We start from the raw sequence: 20,536 nt of genomic DNA, 5'->3' as shown, positions 1-20,536 counted from the left end.
ATACAGAAATAACCTCCTGTGATGCGCTCTATCTGGAAAAAATAGGCCTAAATCAGGAGTGATGATTTGAGTACACATTTAACGACTTTAGGGTTAATATCGTCTGCAAATGCTGTTACACTTGCTCCGATTACCATTGTTCCTGCCAATACAACTGCTAATGCTTTGTTAAATAACTTGTTCATAGTTGATTACCTCCTTGTAATATGAATTATTTTTATAATTGTCATCCTTCGACAATTACTGTTGCTGTAACTCTTAATGTACTAAGCGTGTTCTGATTCTCATCAACCAGATGATAAATCATGACACAATCATAAGTTCCTGGATCTAAATCTTTATCAAGTTTGAAATTCTCTAAATAGCCACCTCTAGGAATAACCGGAGACTGGTATATCGGATTCTCTTCATCACCGGCAATGAACAGGTCAAAATACACATCAGCAGAATTTTCTTCTAAATTTTTAATATAAGCATTAGAGGATTCGGAAGTTCCGTCCTTAAAATGCCATTCACTATTCTGAGTAACTGCGTAATAACCTACGTCCTGAGCTGGTTCCTGTGCTTGTTTTTCCATCTCTTCGATGATTTCTTCAACGTTTTCTTCGTTGACAACTACACTACGCCGCTGCTCAGGTTCTTTTTCCTTAGGCAATAATAAGAAAATTATTACACCTACAAGTGCCAGGATTACTATTATGCCAATGATCAAAAGTACCTTTGTAGAACTACTCTTGTTAGCATTATTCTGGGAATCCATAGTTCCTCCTATTATTCAAAGTATTTTATCTGGCTACTCAAGGTGGTGGTTCTCTCACCTCCCTGCTAAGGGCACTATCGTCGTGTCCTTTCTGCCTCTGTTTATTAGCTCGCTTTGATAAGCGCATCGGCATCACCTCATTTCGACTTCAATTAGCAGTGCTTAGTGGCAGTTTCTGATTGGAGTCTGACGATGAATTCCGATTATTTCGTATAACAGATCCGTTTTTTTCTGATAATATACAGATAATTAAACCCTGTATTTCTTAATTATCTTAAAATCATAGATTAATTATACAAAATATTGAGAACGCCGTCAATTTCTGTTCATATCTTGTGCTCAATCATATCTAGCACCTTGTATATCGACATATTAGCATATTACTTTAGCTTTGTTTGGAAAGTTTTTATTAAATAAAAAATGCCACAACCATGCGGTTTTGCAGTGGTTGTGGCTTGATTTTAAGAGTTTATAAAGTTTTTATAAAGCGTATATAAATAGATGTTTCGAAGTTTTTCTTTTATTTCAATCTGGAGTGAGGATTTATTTCAGAGATGAGGACTCAGTATCCTCGATATTACCTTTTTTGTGCACTAACTCTTCAATCAATTTTCTCTGAAAATCAGTATCTGTAGTGGATCTGCTCAAGTCATCCAATCTTCCTAAACTAATAAGGATCTGGTTCAAAGCATTTATTTCATCTGTAACCTGCACAGTAACCTTTTTAGTTACTTCTTTTGTTACTTCTTTTGTTACTTCTTTTGTTACGGCTTCGGTTACTTCTCTCTTAACATCACGCTTAATATGTTCGATTTCATCCCATCTCTGCATATAGTTCTTAGTAACCTCCGCTCTATCTTTGGTATCAGAAACAATTCTATCCATGCTGTCAATAACAGGGCTTGGATCTCGTCTCTTTTTTCCTGTTAGGATATATTCTAGCACTTCTTGAAGTCTTTCACCATACTCCTTATCATTTTCCAGATTATTCCTGCCTCTACAATATAGGTATATTTTCCTAACGCCATCATCATACTCTAATTGAGGATGCGTTGTAATCACAGACTTTACTTCATAGTACATAGAATCCGCGCCAAATGGATCGTAGGATAATATCGTAATCGAAATATAATCTGGTAGTTCAAGGTAGCTATGTCCTGTTGGCAATTTTTTACTGTCAGTTAATGCTTGATAATACCTACCTCGTCTAGGTAGTTCCTCTTTATCTGCTTCTCTGTCTTCCATCTCAATGTCATATACAACTGCATTACTGCTTTCGTCTATATTTTTATCTATGCATACATCAAATCTTATTCCATGATACGCAGAGTCAAGTCCCGTAATAACTTTCTGTGATTGAACATCTGACACAGGCACATCCATATCAAGTACAGTATCAAGAATTCCTTTTACAACAATTATGCCTTTCTCCTTATCTTCAAGGACACTGTCAAACATGAAACCATTGATCAGATTCATCTCCCCAACTTTTTTCTTAGCCTCATCAAAGGTTATTTGCGGTACATATACCGGCTTTACATTAATTTCAACACTCATAATTTCTCTCTTTCCATATATTTATAGTTTGAAAAAATCTGATCCTGCCAAGATTGAGTTCTTATACAGCGTCTTAGACACACTGCTTGCATGATCAGTTGCTCTGAATGAGCAAGTAGAAAGAGAATATCATTTATATTTGGTTCTGTAAATAGATATAGAATAAGATTAATAAAATCGCAAGAATTTTACTGTATATAGATAATATTGATTTGGAATAAAGATATTGCATGATAAATGCCGCAAGTAGCAAACTTAAACTACTCGCGGCATCTTAATCTCATAAATACTTTTTAATCAGATATTTTTCCTAGTGGCCAGAAAATTGCTGAATCTTGGAAGTTTAATTGAAAGGTAGCCGTATTGCTTACCATCAACAACGCCGCTATCAAGTAGTCTAGTCCTATAAGTATTAAAGGTATTGGATTTCATGTTAACAACGTTTCTTACATCTTCCACTTTGACTGCATATGACTTTTCTTTTGCCATAAGATCATCCAAAGCAATCAATATCTTCCTGTCTCCTGCTGATAATTCATCCCAGATTTTCTCATAGGCAAGCTCGCTTAATGTGATATCCATGTTCTCATAAACAGAGTTTATATCTACATCCTTGCCTTTTGGAGTATTACATAGCGCATTCCAATAATGATACCCCAGGGTCTGAAAAGCCAAAGAATATCCCTTGGTACTATACGCCAGCTCTTCTGCCTTTTCTCTTTCTATCTCCAAGACCTTCTGGTAATCTAAAGTAATCGCTGTCATATTCAGGCTATCCAATTCTTTCACCTTGGCTCTATAGAGAAACGTTAAAGATTTCTGATTCTTAATAGTCTTGATGTTATCAGCAAGCCCCGTCATAAGAACATAGATGTCGTAATCAGCACTTGCATAGGAAGAAAGAGCGTGTGAGAATCTTGAAACATCATTTCCATATGTAACTTCATCGATTGTTACAAGAACTTTTTTGCCTGCTTTCTTTAATACTTCGAGCATCATCTTGACTGCGTCTTCCTCATTGGAGGCCACAAGCTCTGCATTCTCTATATGAACACCTATTCCAAGTAACGAAAAATCCAGTTTAGCCTTTACAAACAAAGCCTTTATCTGCGGGATGAGATATAGATTTCTGGCGAGAGAATCAAGAAGATTGCTCTCTGGATTAAGGTCAATTGTAATCCATTCCTTCATAGCTGCTATTTTGTTTCTAATATCGCCGAGAATAACGGTCTTGCCTGAGCCTCTTACTCCAGTTATGAACATTCCCCTGTAAGTTGGGATTTCTCGTATATAGTTGCTGATTATCTCGTTTGTAACCAGTGTTCGCTCTATAAATTGTGGAGGAATATAGCTAAATTGCAATGTATATGGGTTATTTATTATTTCAAATTTGCTCATGAAATACCACTCCTATTCAATCCATATCTATTTTCCTAGATCATGTCACTCTTTTAATAAGAATATGATAACACATCTTCACAACTTTTAGTAACCTTTCGTAACTTTTCACAACTTCTATTTTCTTTCACAACCTTTCGTAACCTTTCACAACTTCTTTTTTCTTTCACAACCTTTCGTAACCTTTCATAACTTTTCACAACCTTTTTCTCAAAAAAAGCCAGAAGAGACCTAACATCCCTTCTGGCTTACTATCTTACTAATTCACAACTTACTAACGTTCCAACCAACTCGATATACTGCTAACTCGTTGCTTATCAACTCACCATATTAGCTCTATCACTTTAATCACCAAGGCTTATATTTTCCGCCACCGCCGCCAAAGCCAGAAGTAGAATCCTCGCCGTCTTTTTTGTCACCGCCCTGGCCATCGCTGTAGCTGCCCCATTTTTTCAGATCATCCTGGTTCTTGCTGCGCTCATCAAGGGCATCTTTCTTTTCACCCTCAAGTTCCTTCTGGAGACGCTTTTCCTTTTCGGACTGAGACTTATCGTCTTCTGACTGGGAATTATCCTGCTGGTCGCTGTTGTCCTGCTTGTTATCCTGCTGGTCCTGATTGTCCTGAGACTGGTCGCCCTGCTGGTTCTTGAGTTTCTCGATCATAGCATCAATGTCCTCTTTAAGCTGCTGGGCATCATCGTCTCTGTGGCCTTCGCCGTCCTCTGTAGCCCAGTTATTCACAAGAAGCACATCTCTGGCCTTATATAGCACTACAAGAGCAGTATCAATTTCTTCCTTAGAATCCATATTCTGCCAGTCGATGCCGTAGCACATGGCAAGAGCAAGGTTAATTCTGATGTCGCACTCTTTTTCCCCATAAGGGAAAAGAGAAAGTGCCTCATTGTAGTATCCTACTGCACTGGCATAATCGCCGTTTTCATAGGCTACATTTCCAAGGTTATAATAAGGAAGGTAGCTTTCTGGCACATTTAATTTAAGAAGGCCTTCTTCTTTCTCAGTCTTGTACTCACCCTCTGCATAGGCCTTTACAAAGATGTGGTTATTGATGATCCTGAAAAAGAGAATTCCTGAGGAAATCCCAAATATAAGAGCCACTACCAATATAAAGTAAACTCTAAGAGGAATCTTTTTAAAGTCCATATTGTCCCCTTTCACATTTCCAATTCTTTTTTATTAACGCTATCACAGTCTGCCTTTTCTGATGAAGACCACACCCTCTACAAGGAGCATAGCTGCCAAAAGAGCTGCATAATAATAGTAGGTATCGATATATCTTTCTGCGCCGTCTCCAGTCTCTACAACTGTTGCAGCCTGTTGCTTGATGGTCTCAAGAGAAGCTGTAAGTGGAGAGTTTCCACCGTTTAAGTTAAGGTACTGAACTCCAAGGCCATCGGCAATCTTCTTTAAATTTTCCTCATCGATCTTGGAGATAGCATCTGTGTGAGTATCGTAGTCGTAGATGTAGCTATGGCCTTCCTTCATCTTGCCGCCAGTAGCTGATCCATAGCCCAGAACTGCGCCAGTATCGATGTACTGAGCAAATTGAGAATAGTCAACTGCCTGTTCTTCAGGGTTTGTAACCTCTCCGTCGCTTATAAAGAAAACAATAGTCTTTCTGTTCTCTTTTTTATTTGAAGACTCTAAAAGCCCCTGAATATCTCTATAAGGAATACCCATGTTACTTCCTGTTGAGTAGTAACTGTCAGGAGTGATCATAACGTCGAGGAGATTCTCAATATACTGCATATCCTGTGTAAATGGTGAAAGAACTCTTGCGCTGTCGTCAAAGCTCACCAGAGCAAAGTTAGATCCAGCAAGTTCATTCATTATATAGTTGATATCTGCCTTAACGCCGTCCATACGAGGGTTCTTACCATTATAATCAAGAGCCCACATACTGATTGTGTTATCCACAACAAAGAGAACATCAAGGTTCTTGGTCATGAACTCATAGTTGGTATCAACCTTTACAGGTCGCAGGCCTATGACAAATACCAGAATGTAGATAATTGTCATCCTGCAAAGAGATGCAATTTTTTCAAGTGTCTTTACCTTATTTCTTATAATCACAAAGGCTGTGGCACCAAAGAATAAGGCAAATACAATTATCATAAATCCAATTGGAAAAATAGGTTGTATCTTCATTTCTGTAACACCAATCCTGCCGCGCAGGTAAATGCGAGACATATAATAAGGGCTATAAATGGCGGTCTTGGCACATCCTGTGTTTCTCTGGACATGACCATATTGGCCGTGATAACCTCTTTTTTCGTGATATCTTTTACTATAGCTGAAACCGGCAGATCGTCTGTTCTTACGTAAAGCGTGCCACCAGTTGTTGCCATTGCATTTGCAAGTTCCTGTTTGCAAGCGGAATAGCTATACTCCTCCGGATCGTAGAAATCCTCTTCATCAGGGAAAATTCCGTACACAGTAACATCATTGCTCTGGCAGTACTTGGCCGCCGTGTTCACATCCATGATCTGCTTGTATCCCCAGCTCTCATTAAGTTCATTATCAGTACTGAGGATGATAAATCTTGTCCTATCCTTTTCCCCAAGATAAGGAAAAGTATAAAGAGCTGTTCCCAGGCCTTCTCCAATAAGAGATGATCCCTTACTTGAGTTGTGGTGCAGAGTTCCGGCATCGTAGTACTCAAGTTTCTCTCTAAGCGCCATGTATTTCTCATACACATCGTCCGGATAATCTGAGAGGTATGTGCCGTATACATCATAATATTCCTCATACAGCTCTTTTTGCATAACGAAGTAATTGGATAGCTCACCCAGCTTCATTTCTACGTAATCGTAGTCATCCGTCATTGGAACATAAGTAACTGTAGAAGTATTAAAAATGTTAACGCCAATCCTGTCTCCCGCAAGTCCATGAACTACGCCCTTTAGGTAATCCACAAGCTCCATATTAAGGTCATAAAGCGAATAGGAAACATCCATGCAGATGATGATATCTCTTTTCTTGACCCCTGTGTAAACGTCCTGAGTCTTATAGGGCCTTGCCACCAGGAAAAGAGATGACAAAATGCTTCCGACCATTCCAATGGCCAGTGCTGCCCTTAGTACGTTGTACTGCTTGTTCAGCGATTTATAAACCTTAGAAGATTTGATGAGGGAAGTGTTAGAAGCCTTAACTCCGTGTGTGTATTTCTCTTTTCCCTCATATTTGATAAAAAAGGCCAATGCTGCCACTATTGCTGTGATTATAAGTCCCACAACAATGGCCCATACATTCATTAACTCCATGTTCTGATCACTCCTAATGCAATATTACAGGAGTTTACGAAATCCCTGCCACTTGCTCTTTCTTCCTCAGCAAATTCAGGAACATAATACTCCTCCATCAGGTTATCAAGATGCCTGATACCAAAGGCTTTAATCTCGGCCTTGGTGTAGTTTTCCACATTTATGCCTGTGGCCTCCTTGACAAAGCCTCTTATTAGAAGGCTAAGACGCTGGTAGGCAGTTCTTTTGTCCATGGATCTGCTGCCATAGGCAAGGGACAGCTGCTGAAGCTGGCCAATGTAGTCTTCCTTGATCTGATACAGCAATTTGGCAGGCGGCGTCTTTATCTGTGACTTGGGCTTGCTAAAAAGCTTAGAGAAAATGTGGAAATATTTGTTCAGCACATAAAGAACTATCGCTATTGCAGCTGCTGCCAAGATAGCTGCTATTAAGATAACCCACCAGTAATATTCAAAGGGTGGTTGTAATGTAACCGTAGTAACCATGTCTATACCTTTCCAACAAATCTATTGTCGCATCAATAATCTGGCTCTCAGTGCTGATGCTGGTGAGGCCAACCTTGTTCTGCTTGCACAAAAAAGATGCGGCGTTTAGTATTTCTCCGTGAATTCTGACCTCTTCCTCGTGGAGCTTCTTGTTATGGGAAAAGAAAAGCTTCTCATAGAGGCTTACATCTGTATCATAGACGATATCTCCAGTAAGCATGGCATCCTCGATGTTGATGATCATGAGGTCATGATCTGTGGTGATTCCCCTTAGCATGTTTCCGTCAAGATTCTTGAGTCCCTCCATATCTGTGATAAGGAAAATGATCATCTTTTTGTGGACGGTACTCATCACCTCTTTTATAACCTCATTGACACTGATTTCCTGGTCCTGATCCATATTTTTTTCCAGGTCATATATGAGCTTTTCCATGTGCTCAGGACCTGAGCGGAAAAGAGATACCATAGCCTTGTTGCCATTTGGATAAGCCAGAGCATAATCCGCCCCGTTCCTACCTGTGATGTAGGCGATAGTTCCAAAGGTCATAAGAGCCAGTTCCTTCTTGGCATCTCCTCCCGGAGTGTCGCCTCGCATCTTGCGACCGCAGTCGCAGACAAACATTACATTGTGTCTTCTGTCTGTCATGTACCTGCGGACCAGTATATCTCCCATTCTGGAAGAAGATTTCCAGTCAATATCGTGAACATCGTCGCCAAAGCTGTATTCCTTGAGGTCGTCAAATTCCATGCTGCGGCCGCGATGTATAGAGTGGAAGTCACCATCAAGAATGTTGGAGGTTTTCCTATTTGTATAAAGAGCTACTGCTCTTCGTATCCTCGATAAGTATTCATAATCTAGTTTCATTTTTTGTTACCTGAAATGTCAGTCGTGAATATATTATGTTGCTCATAGTTCTAGACATTACGACAAGCCAAATCATTGGATTTGTCTTGTCTCCATAGAACTAAAATCGCTCCATATATATATATATTCACTCCTGACACTATGTATTCAAATATACTAATATATAAATTCATCTAGCTTTTTGAGGGTAGACGCGTTATGGTGTCTTTACTGAGTTTACGATTCCGTCGATAACCTGCTCAACTGAAATATTATCAGCAACTGCTGAGTAGTTAAGACCAATTCTATGACGGAGAACCTGGTGGCTAACAGCCTTAACATCATCAGGAGTAACGTAGGTTCTGCCCTGCATAAGAGCTGCAGCCCTTGCCATCTTAAGGAATGCAATAGAAGCACGAGGCGAGCAGCCAATTCTTACATACTTGCCAACTTCGCAGCCAGGAATCTGGTTTGCTCTTCTAGAAGCAACTACGATTGATGAAATGTACCACTTAACTGACTCATCAACATATACCTTGTCGCAGATATCCTGAACACGGTCAACGTCCTGAATTGTAAGAACAGGAGGTGTTGTCTGTGAAATTGATCCATTCTCAATTCTATTAAGGATCTCAACTTCCTCAGAAGCAAGAGGATATGTGATAACCTCCTTGATGAGGAATCTATCAGTCTGAGCCTCAGAAAGAGGATATGTACCTTCCTGCTCGATAGGGTTCTGTGTAGCAATTACGGTAAAGATATCCTGAGGCATCTTGTAGGTTGTGCCACCAATAGTTACCTGCTTCTCCTGCATGGCTTCCAGCATGGCTGACTGTGTCTTGGCACTTGAACGGTTTACCTCATCCAAAAGTACAAAGTTTGCAAATACAGGTCCAAGGATTGTCTCAAACTTGCCATTAGCCTGATTGTAAATCTGTGTACCAATGATATCTCCAGGAAGAAGGTCTGGTGTGCACTGGATACGTGCGAACTTACCATCTACGGCATCTGAAATAGCCTTGGCTGCTGTTGTCTTAGCAAGTCCAGGAACTGACTCAATAAGGATATGACCATCAGCAATGATAGCTCCAATAAGTGAGAACTTGAGCTGCTGCTGTCCTACAACCTTGGCATCATAGTAATCTGAAAGTCTCTTTATTACTTCCTGCGCGTAGTTGTATTCCTCTTCTGTAATCTTGATATTAGACCCTGGCTGCCCAGGATTCTGATTATTCATGTTCTGCTCGTTCATTTTGTAAACCTCTGTTTCTGCGTTTTATATGTTTTTGCGGAGGGCTTCGCAACTATCTTGTAACCGCGGCCTTCCGCATTTTTAGCACCTTTATATTATATGTACAACTACAACCACCTAATTGTTGCTTGTTAGCAAACTTGCTTGCACCAATCCTATTTATCTAATGATAGTAGCAAGGTTTCTCATGATGCCTGCTGCGATGTCAGGCTTGTTCATTGAGTACACGTGGATGTGGCTGACACCATTGGAAATCAGGTCGATGATCTGGTCGCTGGCATAGATTATTCCTGCTTCCTTCATCTTCTGAGGATCATCTGCAAATCTATCCACCATGATCTTCATCTTCTGGGGAATGGTTGAGCCTGACAGAGCAACGCTTCTTGCAACCTGTCTTGCATTTGTAATAGGCATGATTCCTGGGACTACAGGAACATCAATTCCTTTTTCCCTGATTCTATAGAGAAACTGGTACAAAGTTGAATTATCAAAAAACATCTGTGTAGTCAAAAAGTCACAGCCTGCCTCAACTTTTTCTTTTAAATGCTCTATATCCTCTGACTGACGAGCGCACTCAACATGTCCCTCCGGGTAGCAGGCTCCACCTATGCAGAAAGAGTCATCCTGACTCTTGATATCATAGATGAGCTGAGTTGCATGGTCGTAGTCGTAGCAGATTCTTCCTTCCTTGGGGATATCTCCGCGAAGAGCCATGATGTTCTCGATGCCCTTTTCCTTGTAGACTGTGATCATGTCCTTAACAAATTCTCTTGTGGAGGACACACAGGTAAGATGCGCCAGAACTGGCGTATTGTACTTGTTCTGAAGGTCAGCTGCTATATTAGCTGTATTCTTGCTGGTTCCACCGCCAGCGCCATAGGTAACACTCATGAAGTCAGGCCTTAGTGCTGCAATTTCTGCTGCCGCCTTCTCCACTGCTTCGTACCCATCGTCAGTCTTGGGCGGAAACACTTCAAATGAGAGTGTTACTTCTTTATTCTGAAAGATTTCTTTTATGGTCATATACTTCCCCCTTTTTCCTAATTTGCGGCAGACTATTTTTGCCTGTTATACCTGCCGAAATCTCACTTTTTCCAATTTTCGGCAGTTCCATTTGGCCGATATCGTCTGCCTAATTTCAGTTTTCATAATTTGCGGCAGACTATTTTTGCCCGTTGTATCTGCCGAAATTTCACTTTTTCTGATTTCCGGCAGTTCCATTTGGCCGATATCGTCTGCCTGAATTTCAGTTTTCCTAATTTGCGACAGACTTTTTTTGCCTGTTGTATCTGCCGAAATTTCATTCTATGCAAAAGTAGCAGTATTATTCTTTCAAATCCTACTGCTACTTTCTCCAATTCTGCCAAAAGTAGCAGAACAATTGTAACGCCTATATAATACGCCTATATGATATACGAATTGCTCCGTTTCTTCGAAACTCTCGCAATTCTATATCATAGCATTTTATCACACATTGATTTCAGCTGTAACCCCAAGAAGTGCTGCATTTTCATCAAGGATTGGCTGGACAACTTCAGAAAGGAACTTCTCAACCTGATGAACGCTGCAGCCTACATACTTCTGAGGATCCATAGATGCCTTGAGGTCTTCAAGTGACATATGGAAAGCAGGATCGGCAGCGATAAGTTCGAGAAGGTTGTTCTCCTTGCCCTCTACCTTAACATTCTTGCCAGCCTCCATGGAAAGCTCACGAATTCTCTCGTGAAGTTCCTGTCTGTCTCCACCTGCCTTAACAGCATCCATCATGATATTCTCAGTTGCCATGAATGGAAGCTCAGACATAAGGCGCTTCTCAATAACCTTAGGATAAACAACAAGACCGTCTACTACATTGAGGCACAGATCAAGGACGCCATCTGTAGCAAGGAAGCCTTCTGGAATAGAAAGTCTCTTATTGGCAGAATCATCAAGGGTTCTCTCAAACCACTGTGAAACCTCAGTTATAGCAGGGTTAAGTGTATCCACGATCACATATCTTGAGAGTGAGCAGATTCTCTCACTTCTCATAGGATTTCTCTTATAAGCCATAGCTGAAGATCCGATCTGGCTCTTTTCAAATGGCTCTTCAACCTCTTTAAGGTGCTGAAGAAGTCTGATATCCTGAGCCATCTTGGTTGCTGATGAACAGATTCCTGCAAGTACATTAACAACTTTCATGTCAATCTTACGGCTATAGGTCTGGCCTGAAACTGCCATGCATCCCTTAAAGCCCATCTTCTCAGCAAGCATTGGATCAAGCTTGTCAACCTTGGAAAGATCGCCGTCAAAGAGTTCCAGGAAAGAAGCCTGTGTTCCTGTTGTTCCCTTTGAACCAAGAAGTTTCATATTATCAAGGACATAGTCAAGGTCCTCAAGGTCAATTGTGAAATCCTGAAGCCAGAGGCAAGCTCTTTTACCAACTGTTGTAGGCTGAGCAGGCTGGAAATGTGTAAAGCCAAGAGTTGCCTGAGCCTTGTATTTATCAGCAAATTTTGAGAGTTCTGCAATTACGTTAACAAGTTTCTTACGAACAAGCTTAAGGGCTTCTGTCATTACGATAATGTCTGTGTTATCGCCAACGTAGCAGCTTGTAGCACCCAGATGGATGATTCCCTTAGCCTTGGGGCACTGCTGGCCATAGGCATATACATGGCTCATTACGTCGTGGCGAACTTCCTTCTCACGGGCAATGGCTACTTCGTAGTTAATGTCGTCCTTGTGAGCCTTGAGTTCATCTATCTGCTCCTGTGTGATATTAAGGCCTAACTCGTGTTCTATCTCAGCAAGGGCAATCCAAAGTCTCCTCCAGGTTCTGAACTTCATATCCTGGGAAAAGATATACTGCATTTCCTTACTTGCATAACGCTCTGATAATGAGCTTGTGTAACGATCTGTACTCATAATTGCTCCTCCGGCTAAAAAATTGTTTTCTATAATTCTACTACATACTACTACGCGATAGTTCGTATTTCTTTTTTACTCATGTCCGTTGCATCTTCGAATTCCAGCAAAAATATTTGCAAGCAAATTTTGCTGGAACTCTCATCTGCTTATCGCTCAAAATCTCCTCTGATGTCCTCCTTTGGTGGGTCTACGGGGTAGTTGCCTGTAAAGCAGCCCTTGCAGATTCCAAGGTTTCCGCCAACCATTTCCTCAAGTCTTTCTATATTAAGATATGCAAGGGAGTCTGCTCCGATTATCTTGCATATGTCATCAACATTTCTGTTGTAGGCAATAAGCTGATCTCTTGCTGGTACGTCAGTTCCAAAGTAGCAAGGCCATAAAAATGGCGGTGAGCTGACTCTCATGTGAACTTCCTTGGCGCCAGCATCACGGAGCATCCTAACAATACGGTCTGAGGTAGTTCCTCTTACGATAGAGTCATCTATCATGATGATCCTCTTACCCTCAACAGCGCTTTTTAAAGCGTTGAGCTTGACCTGTACGCTGGATTCTCTATTCTTTTGCTTGGGCTTAATAAAGGTTCTGCCTATGTATGAATTCTTGACAAAGGCCTGTCCATAAGGAATTCCAGATTCAAGTGAATATCCAAGGGCTGCAACATTGCCGGACTCAGGAACGCCAACTACCATGTCGGCTTCTACTGGTGAATCCTTGGCTAAAAATCTTCCTGCAGCAATCCTGGCGTCGTATACACTGATGCCATCAATGTTACTGTCTGGTCTGGAAAAATAGATATATTCAAATATACAACGAGCGTGCTTCTCTTTAGGAATGCACATAGATTTATCTGAACGGATACCGTATTCAGGGGAAATAGTGACAATTTCTCCCGGCTCAACATCTCTTATAAAGGTAGCTCCAATAGTATCAAGAGCGCAGGTCTCGGAAGCCAGAACATAGCAATTCTCTCTTCTTCCTATTACAAGGGGCTTAAAGCCGTAAGGATCTCTTGCACCGATGAGCTTTCTAGGTGACATGATAACAAGAGAATAAGCGCCCTTTATCTTGGTCATAGCCTTGCCAACGGCCTCCTCAACAGAGTTTGTCACAAGCCTCTCTCTAGCAATATGGTATGCAATTACTTCTGAATCAATTGTAGTCTGGAAAATCGCACCTGTATAAGCAAGCTCCTGACGAAGCTCCGGTGCATTGACAAGGTTACCGTTATGGGCCAGAGCCAGGGTACCCTTTACATAATTAAGAACCAGCGGCTGCGCATTTTCTCTTGTGCTGCTCCCCGCTGTAGAATAGCGCACATGTCCAACACCGATATCTCCCTTTAATTTATCAAGGATTTCCGGCGTAAATGCCTCATTGACAAGGCCCATATCCTTGTAACTAAGGACCTTTCCCTTAGGGCCAGCAGTCTCGCTTACAGCTATGCCGCAGCTCTCCTGTCCCCTGTGCTGAAGCGACACAAGACCATAATAAATGGACTCTGCCACATCTCCACCATCAAAATCGTACATGCCAAAAACGCCGCATTCCTCTCCCAGGCGCTTATAGCTCTCTAATCTGCTTTCGGTCATACTCTCTCCCAATTAGATATCAAAAAACTTTTGACACTTCTATCATAGAGATGAAATAATCATCCCTTGGCACAACACCAAAAATATATCATCTGCCAACCTTATTTTCAACATACTTTTTGCATAAAAAAACTACCGCAATCATCAAAAAAAATTGCGGCAGTAAACATCCTTAAGACATCTTTTTATACATATAGTTACCAATCATCTGTATAACCTGAACAAAGATGATCAGTATGATAGAGCAATAGAATAAAATCTCATAATTGCGGGCCTGATAACCGTATCTGATGGCAATATCGCCGACACCGCCTCCTCCAACTGTTCCAGCCATAGCTGAATAGCCGATAAGAGAGATGATAAGAAGGACTATTCCATTAAGCATCCTTGGAATAGACTCTTTTACATATACATGAATAAGAATCTGAAGGTTGGATGCGCCAAAAGATCTGGCAGCTTCTACAACTCCAGGGTTAGTGCCACGAAGGCTAGTTTCAAACACTCTTGCAATAAAAGGAATTGCAGAAATAGTAAGTGGAACGATCATAGCTGTTGTTCCAATGGAAGTTCCCACAATAACTCTTGTAAAAGGAATCAGGATTACAAGAAGTATGATAAACGGAAAGCTTCTAAACACGTTAATTATAAAGCTAAGAACCTCATATATGATCTTGTTTGGCTTAAGTCCGTCAGGAGCTGTGAGAGTAAGCACAATTCCCGGGATAAAGCCTAAGATTACGGAAAATATTGTGGACATAAAAGTCATATATAAAGTTTCTTTAAAAGCTTTTAAAAGTATTTCTGAATAACCTGCAGTAGATAATATTCCTGGCATTAGCGAACTACCTCCCATGTAACATTCTTGGAATCAAGGAAAGCACAGGCCCTCTCAAGATCTTTTTCCTCCATATTAAGGACAAGGCTACCATAAACGTCCTCACGGAAGTCCTCGAGCTTGGCCCAGCAGATGTTAAAGTCTGTATGGAGTTCCTGAGCCATCTGTGTAACTATAGGCCTCTGATTGCCCTCTCCAAAGAAAAAGAGCTTAAGATTGACTCCATTTGTAGGAAGCTTATCACTTTCCTCTCTGAGGAAGTCTCTGATTTCTCTCTCCTCAGGCCAGATAAAGAGTTTCTCAGGTCTTCCAACTGCAAGAACTCTTCCGCCAGATAAAAAGGCCACTCTCTGACAGATCTGCTTAACAACCTCCATCTGATGAGTAACAACCACGATGGTAATTCCAAGTTCTTTATTAATCTTCTGCAAAAGAGCTAGTATTTCCCTTGTAATCTCTGGATCAAGGGCACTTGTTGCCTCATCGCATAGCAAAAATTCAGGATCAAGGACCAGCGCTCTTGCAATAGCTACACGCTGCTTCTGTCCGCCTGATAACTCTCTTGGCTTGGCATGAACCTTATTCTCAAGGCCTACAAGCTTAAGGAGTTTTAATATCTTTTCCTTAGATTCCGCAGACCTAGGATTGATACCCCAGAATTTCATAGGAAGAGCTACGTTCTGATATACGTCAAGTCTCTCTAACAGGTTAAATCCCTGGAAGATCATGCCCATTCTCTTCTGCAGGAGTCTAAGGCTCTGTTTGTCCTTGATATCCACTTTCTGTCCCTCTACAAGGATCTGTCCATCATCATAGGACTCAAGGCCATTTACGCAGCGAAGAAGGGTAGATTTACCTGCTCCTGACTGACCGATAATTCCAAAGATCTCACCTTTTTCAATTTCAATAGAGATATCCTTAAGAACCTCTGTATTCTTGAAGGACTTTTTAACATTTTTAATCTGTATCATATTCTTGTCTTTCTATATAATGTTTCACACTGTCCGAAAAAGTATATCATAAGAAAAGATGCGCCGCAAACTCGCAGCGCACCTCTTCATTGGTAGGATGATTTTTATGACTTACTCGGCTAATTTTATTACTATTTTACTGTGCATCAATAAATGATGTGATAACAGCTCCCTTGTAGGTATCATCGATATACTTCTGAACTTTCTCAGACTGAAGCGCCTTTACAAGAGCCTTTGTCTTTTCTGAATCTTCTGATCCCTGCTTAACAACAAGGAAGTTTGTTCTCTTAACTGTTGTCTCATCGTCAAATGTCTCAATCTCAATAGCTGGATACTGGGCTGGAAGACCTGCCTCAAGAGCATAGTTACCATTTATTGCAGCAGCATCAAGATCAGGAAGTGCAAGTGTAAGCTGTGCAGCCTCAAGTGGAGTGATAACATATCCATGAGGGTTTGCCTCTGTATCTTTTGTCAGAGAGTCCTCTGTGTAGCCCTCTTCTGTGCCATATCCGCCCTTAGAAGCAAGAAGTCCCTTTGAAACAAGAAGATCAATTCCTCTCTCTGCGTTATCAGGATCATTAGGGATACCAATCTTGGCTCCATCAGGAATATCTGAAAGTACTGTGTACTTCTGAGAATAGATGCCCATTGGCTCAATGTGAACGCCTGCAACTGCTGCAAGGTGAAGACCTGCATCTGAGTTCTGCTGGTTCATGTAACCAAGTGTCTGGAAGTAGTTGGCATCAAGCTCGCCCTGTTCAAGGGATGTATTTGGAAGTACATAATCTGTAAATACTACAGTCTCAAGTGTCCAGCCATCCTCTGCAAGAACTTCCTTGACAACGTTATCAAGAATCTCTGCGTGCGGAACTGCAGTTGCGCCTACTCTGATTGTCTTGTCTGCAGAATCCTGCGCTGGAGCTGCCTCTGTATTAGCAGTCTCTGTAGCGTTATTCTCTGTAGCTGTTGTGCTCTCTGGTGCAGAAGCGCCGCAACCTGTAAGAGCTGATACAGCAAGTGTTGCTGCAAGTACTAAAGATGCGAATGATTTCTTTTTCATAAACTTTTCCTCCTCGAATCGCTGAAACAATCCTACCTGCATATCTGAATTGCTCTGCGTTATCTTTAACATGTTCATATAATAGAACAAAAAAGACATCTTGTGAATACACCTATACTTTTATCAACCTATAAGCTTTAGTTATCGTCACATCTCCGGATACTTCTCCTCATAGCGGGATACCATGTCAAGAATTTCCTGAGTATACTCGGGATACTGTCTTGCCATGTCCTCAATTTCTGACTTGGCATTACCTGCAACGATATCCCTGTTGTATTCCATGCGCTTTCTAAGGGACTGCCTCCTGACATTCAGACTGTGCCTTATCTCAACTTCTTCATTGTGATCAAGAAGAGCTTCTGGCTGGTGAATCCAGATTTCAGGATCTCTGACCCTAAAATGCCTTAATATATAGATAAGGTCCTTCTGATTGGTATCAAGACTCTTTTGGGAATCCTCAAACTCTGCTCTCTCCTTGGCCTCCTGAACATAGCGGTCGTACATGCTGATAAGTTCCTTGGCATTTGAAACCCTGTATTTAAGGCATAGATAATCTATCAGATTTGTGTTATTGACATAGCGGATCTTTACCTGATTCTGCAGCATGATAAGCCTTGAGATTGACTTGCGAACAGTCTTAAGCTCAACCACAGAATTGGTACTATTGAAATATAGAAGAGTCACAGATACTGCTGCAAGCAAAACAGCAATCATGTAGCCGTAGACCACGTTAAGCTCTAATGCAAACTGCAAAAACAAAAGAAAAATAATGCAAAGCCCCAATGTAACGGCCACAGTTATAATGAGTTTCTTACAGTTATCCACAGTATTAATTAGTTCTTCTTCTCTGTATAGATACGCCTCATGCTCACCATCGAGGCGTTTTAGATCATTTTTTATCTTCTTTTGATAATTCTCGGCATCCGCAAGCTTTTTGGCACCTTCTCTCGCTTCCGAAGCAAGCCTCTCCATGTGCTCAAACTCTTCATCAGTCATCTTGCTCTTGCGGCGTGAGAATTTATCCTGCTGCTGTTGGGAATCAAGGAGCTTTTGGGCTATCTCATTGACTTCAAGCCGCTGCTCAGGCGGAAGTGCATTTATCTCATCGATATCCCTTAAGTGGCTGGTAACATCATTGTATTCAAACTCAAGAGAATCAAGTTCCCTTGCAGCCTCCTCCATCTGCTGAAGACAGCTTCCTATATACTCTCTTCGCTGAACAGGATCATCCATATCCAGCTCTTTTCTCGAGTAAACAATGTCATTCCAGTTTTCAAGCTCTGACTGAATCTGCCTCTCATCGATTTTTCTTTTACCGAAAATATCCTCAAGAAATCCCATATCATCCCCCATGTATGACTATTTCTCAATACTCATATTCGCAGTTTATTTACTTCCAATCTTATCCTTTATCAGGTTCCTGTACTCTATCTTAAGGCCCTGAGTTGTTTCCCCAATCTTTTCATAATACTCATGCATTTTGCCCTCAGCCTTGTAAACAGCAATTGTTCCCAGAGCATGTTTCTCATCGCTTGCGCTGTAATGATCCTCAGCTTCGTTCATGCGCTTTTCAAGTTCAAGAGAAGCCTCATAGGCATCCTCATTGTCGGCTATAAATGCCACATAGTCCTTGCTGCTCAGCCTCATTCTGACAGCAGCCAGATACTGGATATAGGACTCGTGGTCTCTACCATGCTCGTAGGCCTGCATGAACATCTTCTCAGCTCTCTCAAACAAAAAGAGCCTTGCATACATAACTCCCTCATTGTGCTCTATACGGGCACGGAGCTTTTTATCTATATCCTGATCATTGTTCAAAAGATATTCATATTCCTTAAAAGCCATGCTATAGCGGCCATTTCTCATCAGAAAGTCTGCCCTTGAAAGGCGCTTTTGATAATCGTCCATTCCCGCATTTTCCCTAAGGATTGCCTCTACCTTGTCTATCTCTGCCTTGGTGTTATAGCCCACATAATCAAGAAGTGTTCCTGCAAGAGCAGCCACAGAGCACTTCCTGGCCCGCATCTTCCTAAGGTCATCTGCAAGTCTGTCGAGGCTGCACTCAGTGGCAATCCAATCAAAAAGCTCATCGCCAAAGCTCTCCTCATCCAAAAGAAAAGCGTTCTGGACAAAAAGATAACACAGCTCCTCGATGCAATACACATTGCGGCCAAGTTTATCAATATGATATGGATTTTTACCGTAGGTTCCTACGCATAGAATCGGTCTACCCATACAAACTCCTGTTACTAAAATATTGAAAAAATTGCACAATAACCTGGCAATTTAGCAATTCTACAAATCTATAACCTGCTCCCAGACCTGATTGGTGGCTGGGAAGATTTCCCCAAAACCAAGGTCCTGAACTCTTATATAAACTTCATCCACTGCATTCATAGTCATATTAACCTGAAGCCTTGTGGTTCCCCGAGGTCTCTTTTCCAGGTCCTCAAGATATAGCTGGATTGTCCTGGGCTTGCCCCCTGTAAGTGGTGTTATCTGAAAATCCAGGACTCCCGTCTGGTCAACATAAATATCAAGCTGGGCCTGAGCCTCATACCAGTTGATGCCCGCATCCAAAATGGCATGGTAGGCCTCTTTCCCACACTTTAAAAGATTAATGCCAATATTTGACTTTAATTTATCCTCTCCGAGAAATACATATTTCTGTGCATCCTCACTGGGACGGATTCTCTCCCTTGCTGCGATTGTGGCCCCTTTACTAAAGAGGTTATTACCCTGAAAGACTCTCCTGGTCCTGCAGAGAAACTCAAGAGATCTCTTTGGCCATTTTTCCTTGAAGCCATCCCCCAAAAGGAATACCGTAGATACAATCTTTTCCCCACATATCTTTTGCATTATATTAAGGAACTCATCGTCAAGCCTCTCGCAGGTCTTGTGGAAAAGAGCTGCATCCTTGGGAAATCCATCGCTCCCAACCCTGAGCGCATCGTAGCTTGAAGGAGTAATAGTGGCCACAATAGGCGTAGTGTTGGGATTCAAATTCATATCATACACATGCAAAGTCTCAAGATCATAGTCGCAAGCGATGATCTCATGGTGCATCAGCTCTTCAGGCTGATAGAGCATGTAATTGTAAAAGCTCTCCTCGTGGCTCTGGTAAAAGATATTCGTGGTCTTAAGCTCCAGAGAAGCCGTAACTGCATTGAGCACCTGAACCATTCTGTGGTCCAGACTCTTTGTGGTAAACATAATAGCTTCCACCTTTTCAAGGGCAAGCTCCATCGATAGAAGAGATAAACTTCTTTTTACAAATAAGGTCAAAAGAGCTATGGGATCATACTCAGAATCCCCAACCATCACAGCCTTCCCTTCCCTTGCAGCAGAAACCAGGTTGCAGACAGCATCAGCCTTCCCTTCATCAATCTGACGAAGAGCCTCCTTGCCGTAATACCACTGGTTTGCATCCTTTCTTTTGCAAAGGACTGTTGGAATATTATAAAGTTCAGCTCCCGCCAGTACTGAGAGTGTCTCGGGCATATCCGCATCAGAAGCTAAAAAGCTTATCTGTGACACTTTATCTCCCAGGTCATAGCCCAGTACAAAGCGTTTTTCATCTGAGTTACCAAAAAGCATCTT

At 41.4% G+C, this 20,536-nt stretch carries 19 protein-coding genes; all 19 read right to left on the bottom strand.

Annotated elements, in window-relative coordinates; all coding sequences use genetic code 11:
* Positions 1-47: 47 nt before the first annotated feature.
* The gene (locus BLO53_RS19300; protein ID WP_176757310.1) at positions 48-185 is read right to left on the bottom strand and encodes a hypothetical protein; all 138 of its coding nucleotides are present in this window, start codon (positions 183-185) and stop codon (positions 48-50) included.
* Positions 186-226: 41 nt separating this feature from the next.
* The gene (locus BLO53_RS15175) at positions 227-760 is read right to left on the bottom strand and encodes a hypothetical protein (protein WP_092063394.1); all 534 of its coding nucleotides are present in this window, start codon (positions 758-760) and stop codon (positions 227-229) included.
* Between the two features lie 543 nt (positions 761-1,303).
* A complete protein-coding gene (locus tag BLO53_RS15170; RefSeq protein WP_092063391.1) occupies positions 1,304-2,317 on the bottom strand; it encodes a PD-(D/E)XK nuclease family transposase in 1,014 nt (337 codons plus the stop codon).
* Positions 2,318-2,614: 297 nt separating this feature from the next.
* Positions 2,615-3,715, bottom strand: coding sequence for a hypothetical protein (locus BLO53_RS15165; RefSeq protein ID WP_092063388.1), 1,101 nt, complete (start codon positions 3,713-3,715; stop codon positions 2,615-2,617).
* A 348-nt stretch (positions 3,716-4,063) separates the two neighbouring features.
* A complete protein-coding gene (locus BLO53_RS15160) occupies positions 4,064-4,876 on the bottom strand; it encodes a tetratricopeptide repeat protein (protein ID WP_092063385.1) in 813 nt (270 codons plus the stop codon).
* A gap of 42 nt (positions 4,877-4,918) precedes the next feature.
* Positions 4,919-5,881, bottom strand: coding sequence for a vWA domain-containing protein (locus tag BLO53_RS15155; RefSeq protein ID WP_176757309.1), 963 nt, complete (start codon positions 5,879-5,881; stop codon positions 4,919-4,921).
* Complete coding sequence (locus tag BLO53_RS15150; protein ID WP_092063379.1) at positions 5,878-6,996, bottom strand: hypothetical protein; 1,119 nt, start codon at positions 6,994-6,996, stop codon at positions 5,878-5,880. Before BLO53_RS15150 ends, BLO53_RS15155 begins: the two co-directional genes overlap by 4 nt.
* Positions 6,987-7,481 carry a hypothetical protein gene (locus tag BLO53_RS15145; protein WP_092063376.1) on the bottom strand — a complete coding sequence of 165 codons (495 nt, stop codon included), beginning with the start codon at positions 7,479-7,481 and terminating at the stop codon, positions 6,987-6,989. Before BLO53_RS15145 ends, BLO53_RS15150 begins: the two co-directional genes overlap by 10 nt.
* Positions 7,447-8,346, bottom strand: a complete 900-nt coding sequence (locus BLO53_RS15140) for a DUF58 domain-containing protein (protein WP_092063373.1) — start codon at positions 8,344-8,346, stop codon at positions 7,447-7,449. The genes BLO53_RS15145 and BLO53_RS15140 overlap by 35 nt, the downstream gene beginning before the upstream one ends.
* A gap of 196 nt (positions 8,347-8,542) precedes the next feature.
* Complete coding sequence (locus tag BLO53_RS15135) at positions 8,543-9,577, bottom strand: AAA family ATPase (protein ID WP_092063370.1); 1,035 nt, start codon at positions 9,575-9,577, stop codon at positions 8,543-8,545.
* Between the two features lie 159 nt (positions 9,578-9,736).
* A complete protein-coding gene (gene metF / locus BLO53_RS15130; protein WP_092063367.1) occupies positions 9,737-10,600 on the bottom strand; it encodes a methylenetetrahydrofolate reductase [NAD(P)H] in 864 nt (287 codons plus the stop codon).
* A 444-nt stretch (positions 10,601-11,044) separates the two neighbouring features.
* On the bottom strand, positions 11,045-12,478 hold the full coding sequence (purB, locus tag BLO53_RS15125) for an adenylosuccinate lyase (RefSeq protein WP_092063364.1): 1,434 nt from the start codon (positions 12,476-12,478) through the stop codon (positions 11,045-11,047).
* Between the two features lie 149 nt (positions 12,479-12,627).
* Positions 12,628-14,070, bottom strand: a complete 1,443-nt coding sequence (purF, locus tag BLO53_RS15120) for an amidophosphoribosyltransferase (protein ID WP_092063361.1) — start codon at positions 14,068-14,070, stop codon at positions 12,628-12,630.
* 172 nt (positions 14,071-14,242) lie between these two features.
* Entirely contained in the window at positions 14,243-14,905 is a 663-nt protein-coding gene (locus BLO53_RS15115) for a methionine ABC transporter permease (RefSeq protein ID WP_092063358.1), read from the bottom strand.
* Positions 14,905-15,876, bottom strand: coding sequence for a methionine ABC transporter ATP-binding protein (locus BLO53_RS15110; RefSeq protein ID WP_092063355.1), 972 nt, complete (start codon positions 15,874-15,876; stop codon positions 14,905-14,907). Before BLO53_RS15110 ends, BLO53_RS15115 begins: the two co-directional genes overlap by 1 nt.
* Positions 15,877-16,012: 136 nt before the next feature.
* Complete coding sequence (locus BLO53_RS15105; RefSeq protein ID WP_092063351.1) at positions 16,013-16,936, bottom strand: MetQ/NlpA family ABC transporter substrate-binding protein; 924 nt, start codon at positions 16,934-16,936, stop codon at positions 16,013-16,015.
* A gap of 147 nt (positions 16,937-17,083) precedes the next feature.
* On the bottom strand, positions 17,084-18,277 hold the full coding sequence (locus BLO53_RS15100) for a hypothetical protein (RefSeq protein WP_092063348.1): 1,194 nt from the start codon (positions 18,275-18,277) through the stop codon (positions 17,084-17,086).
* A 45-nt stretch (positions 18,278-18,322) separates the two neighbouring features.
* On the bottom strand, positions 18,323-19,171 hold the full coding sequence (locus BLO53_RS15095; protein WP_092063346.1) for a hypothetical protein: 849 nt from the start codon (positions 19,169-19,171) through the stop codon (positions 18,323-18,325).
* 60 nt (positions 19,172-19,231) lie between these two features.
* The gene (locus BLO53_RS15090; RefSeq protein WP_092063344.1) at positions 19,232-20,533 is read right to left on the bottom strand and encodes a DUF5716 family protein; all 1,302 of its coding nucleotides are present in this window, start codon (positions 20,531-20,533) and stop codon (positions 19,232-19,234) included.
* Positions 20,534-20,536 lie beyond the last annotated feature (3 nt).

This window comes from Butyrivibrio sp. INlla14, assembly GCF_900102515.1.
Classification (GTDB): Bacteria; Bacillota; Clostridia; order Lachnospirales; family Lachnospiraceae; genus Butyrivibrio.
The sequence above is the reverse complement of the archived record's forward strand: the minus strand, read 5'-3'. Positions and strand labels throughout refer to the sequence as shown.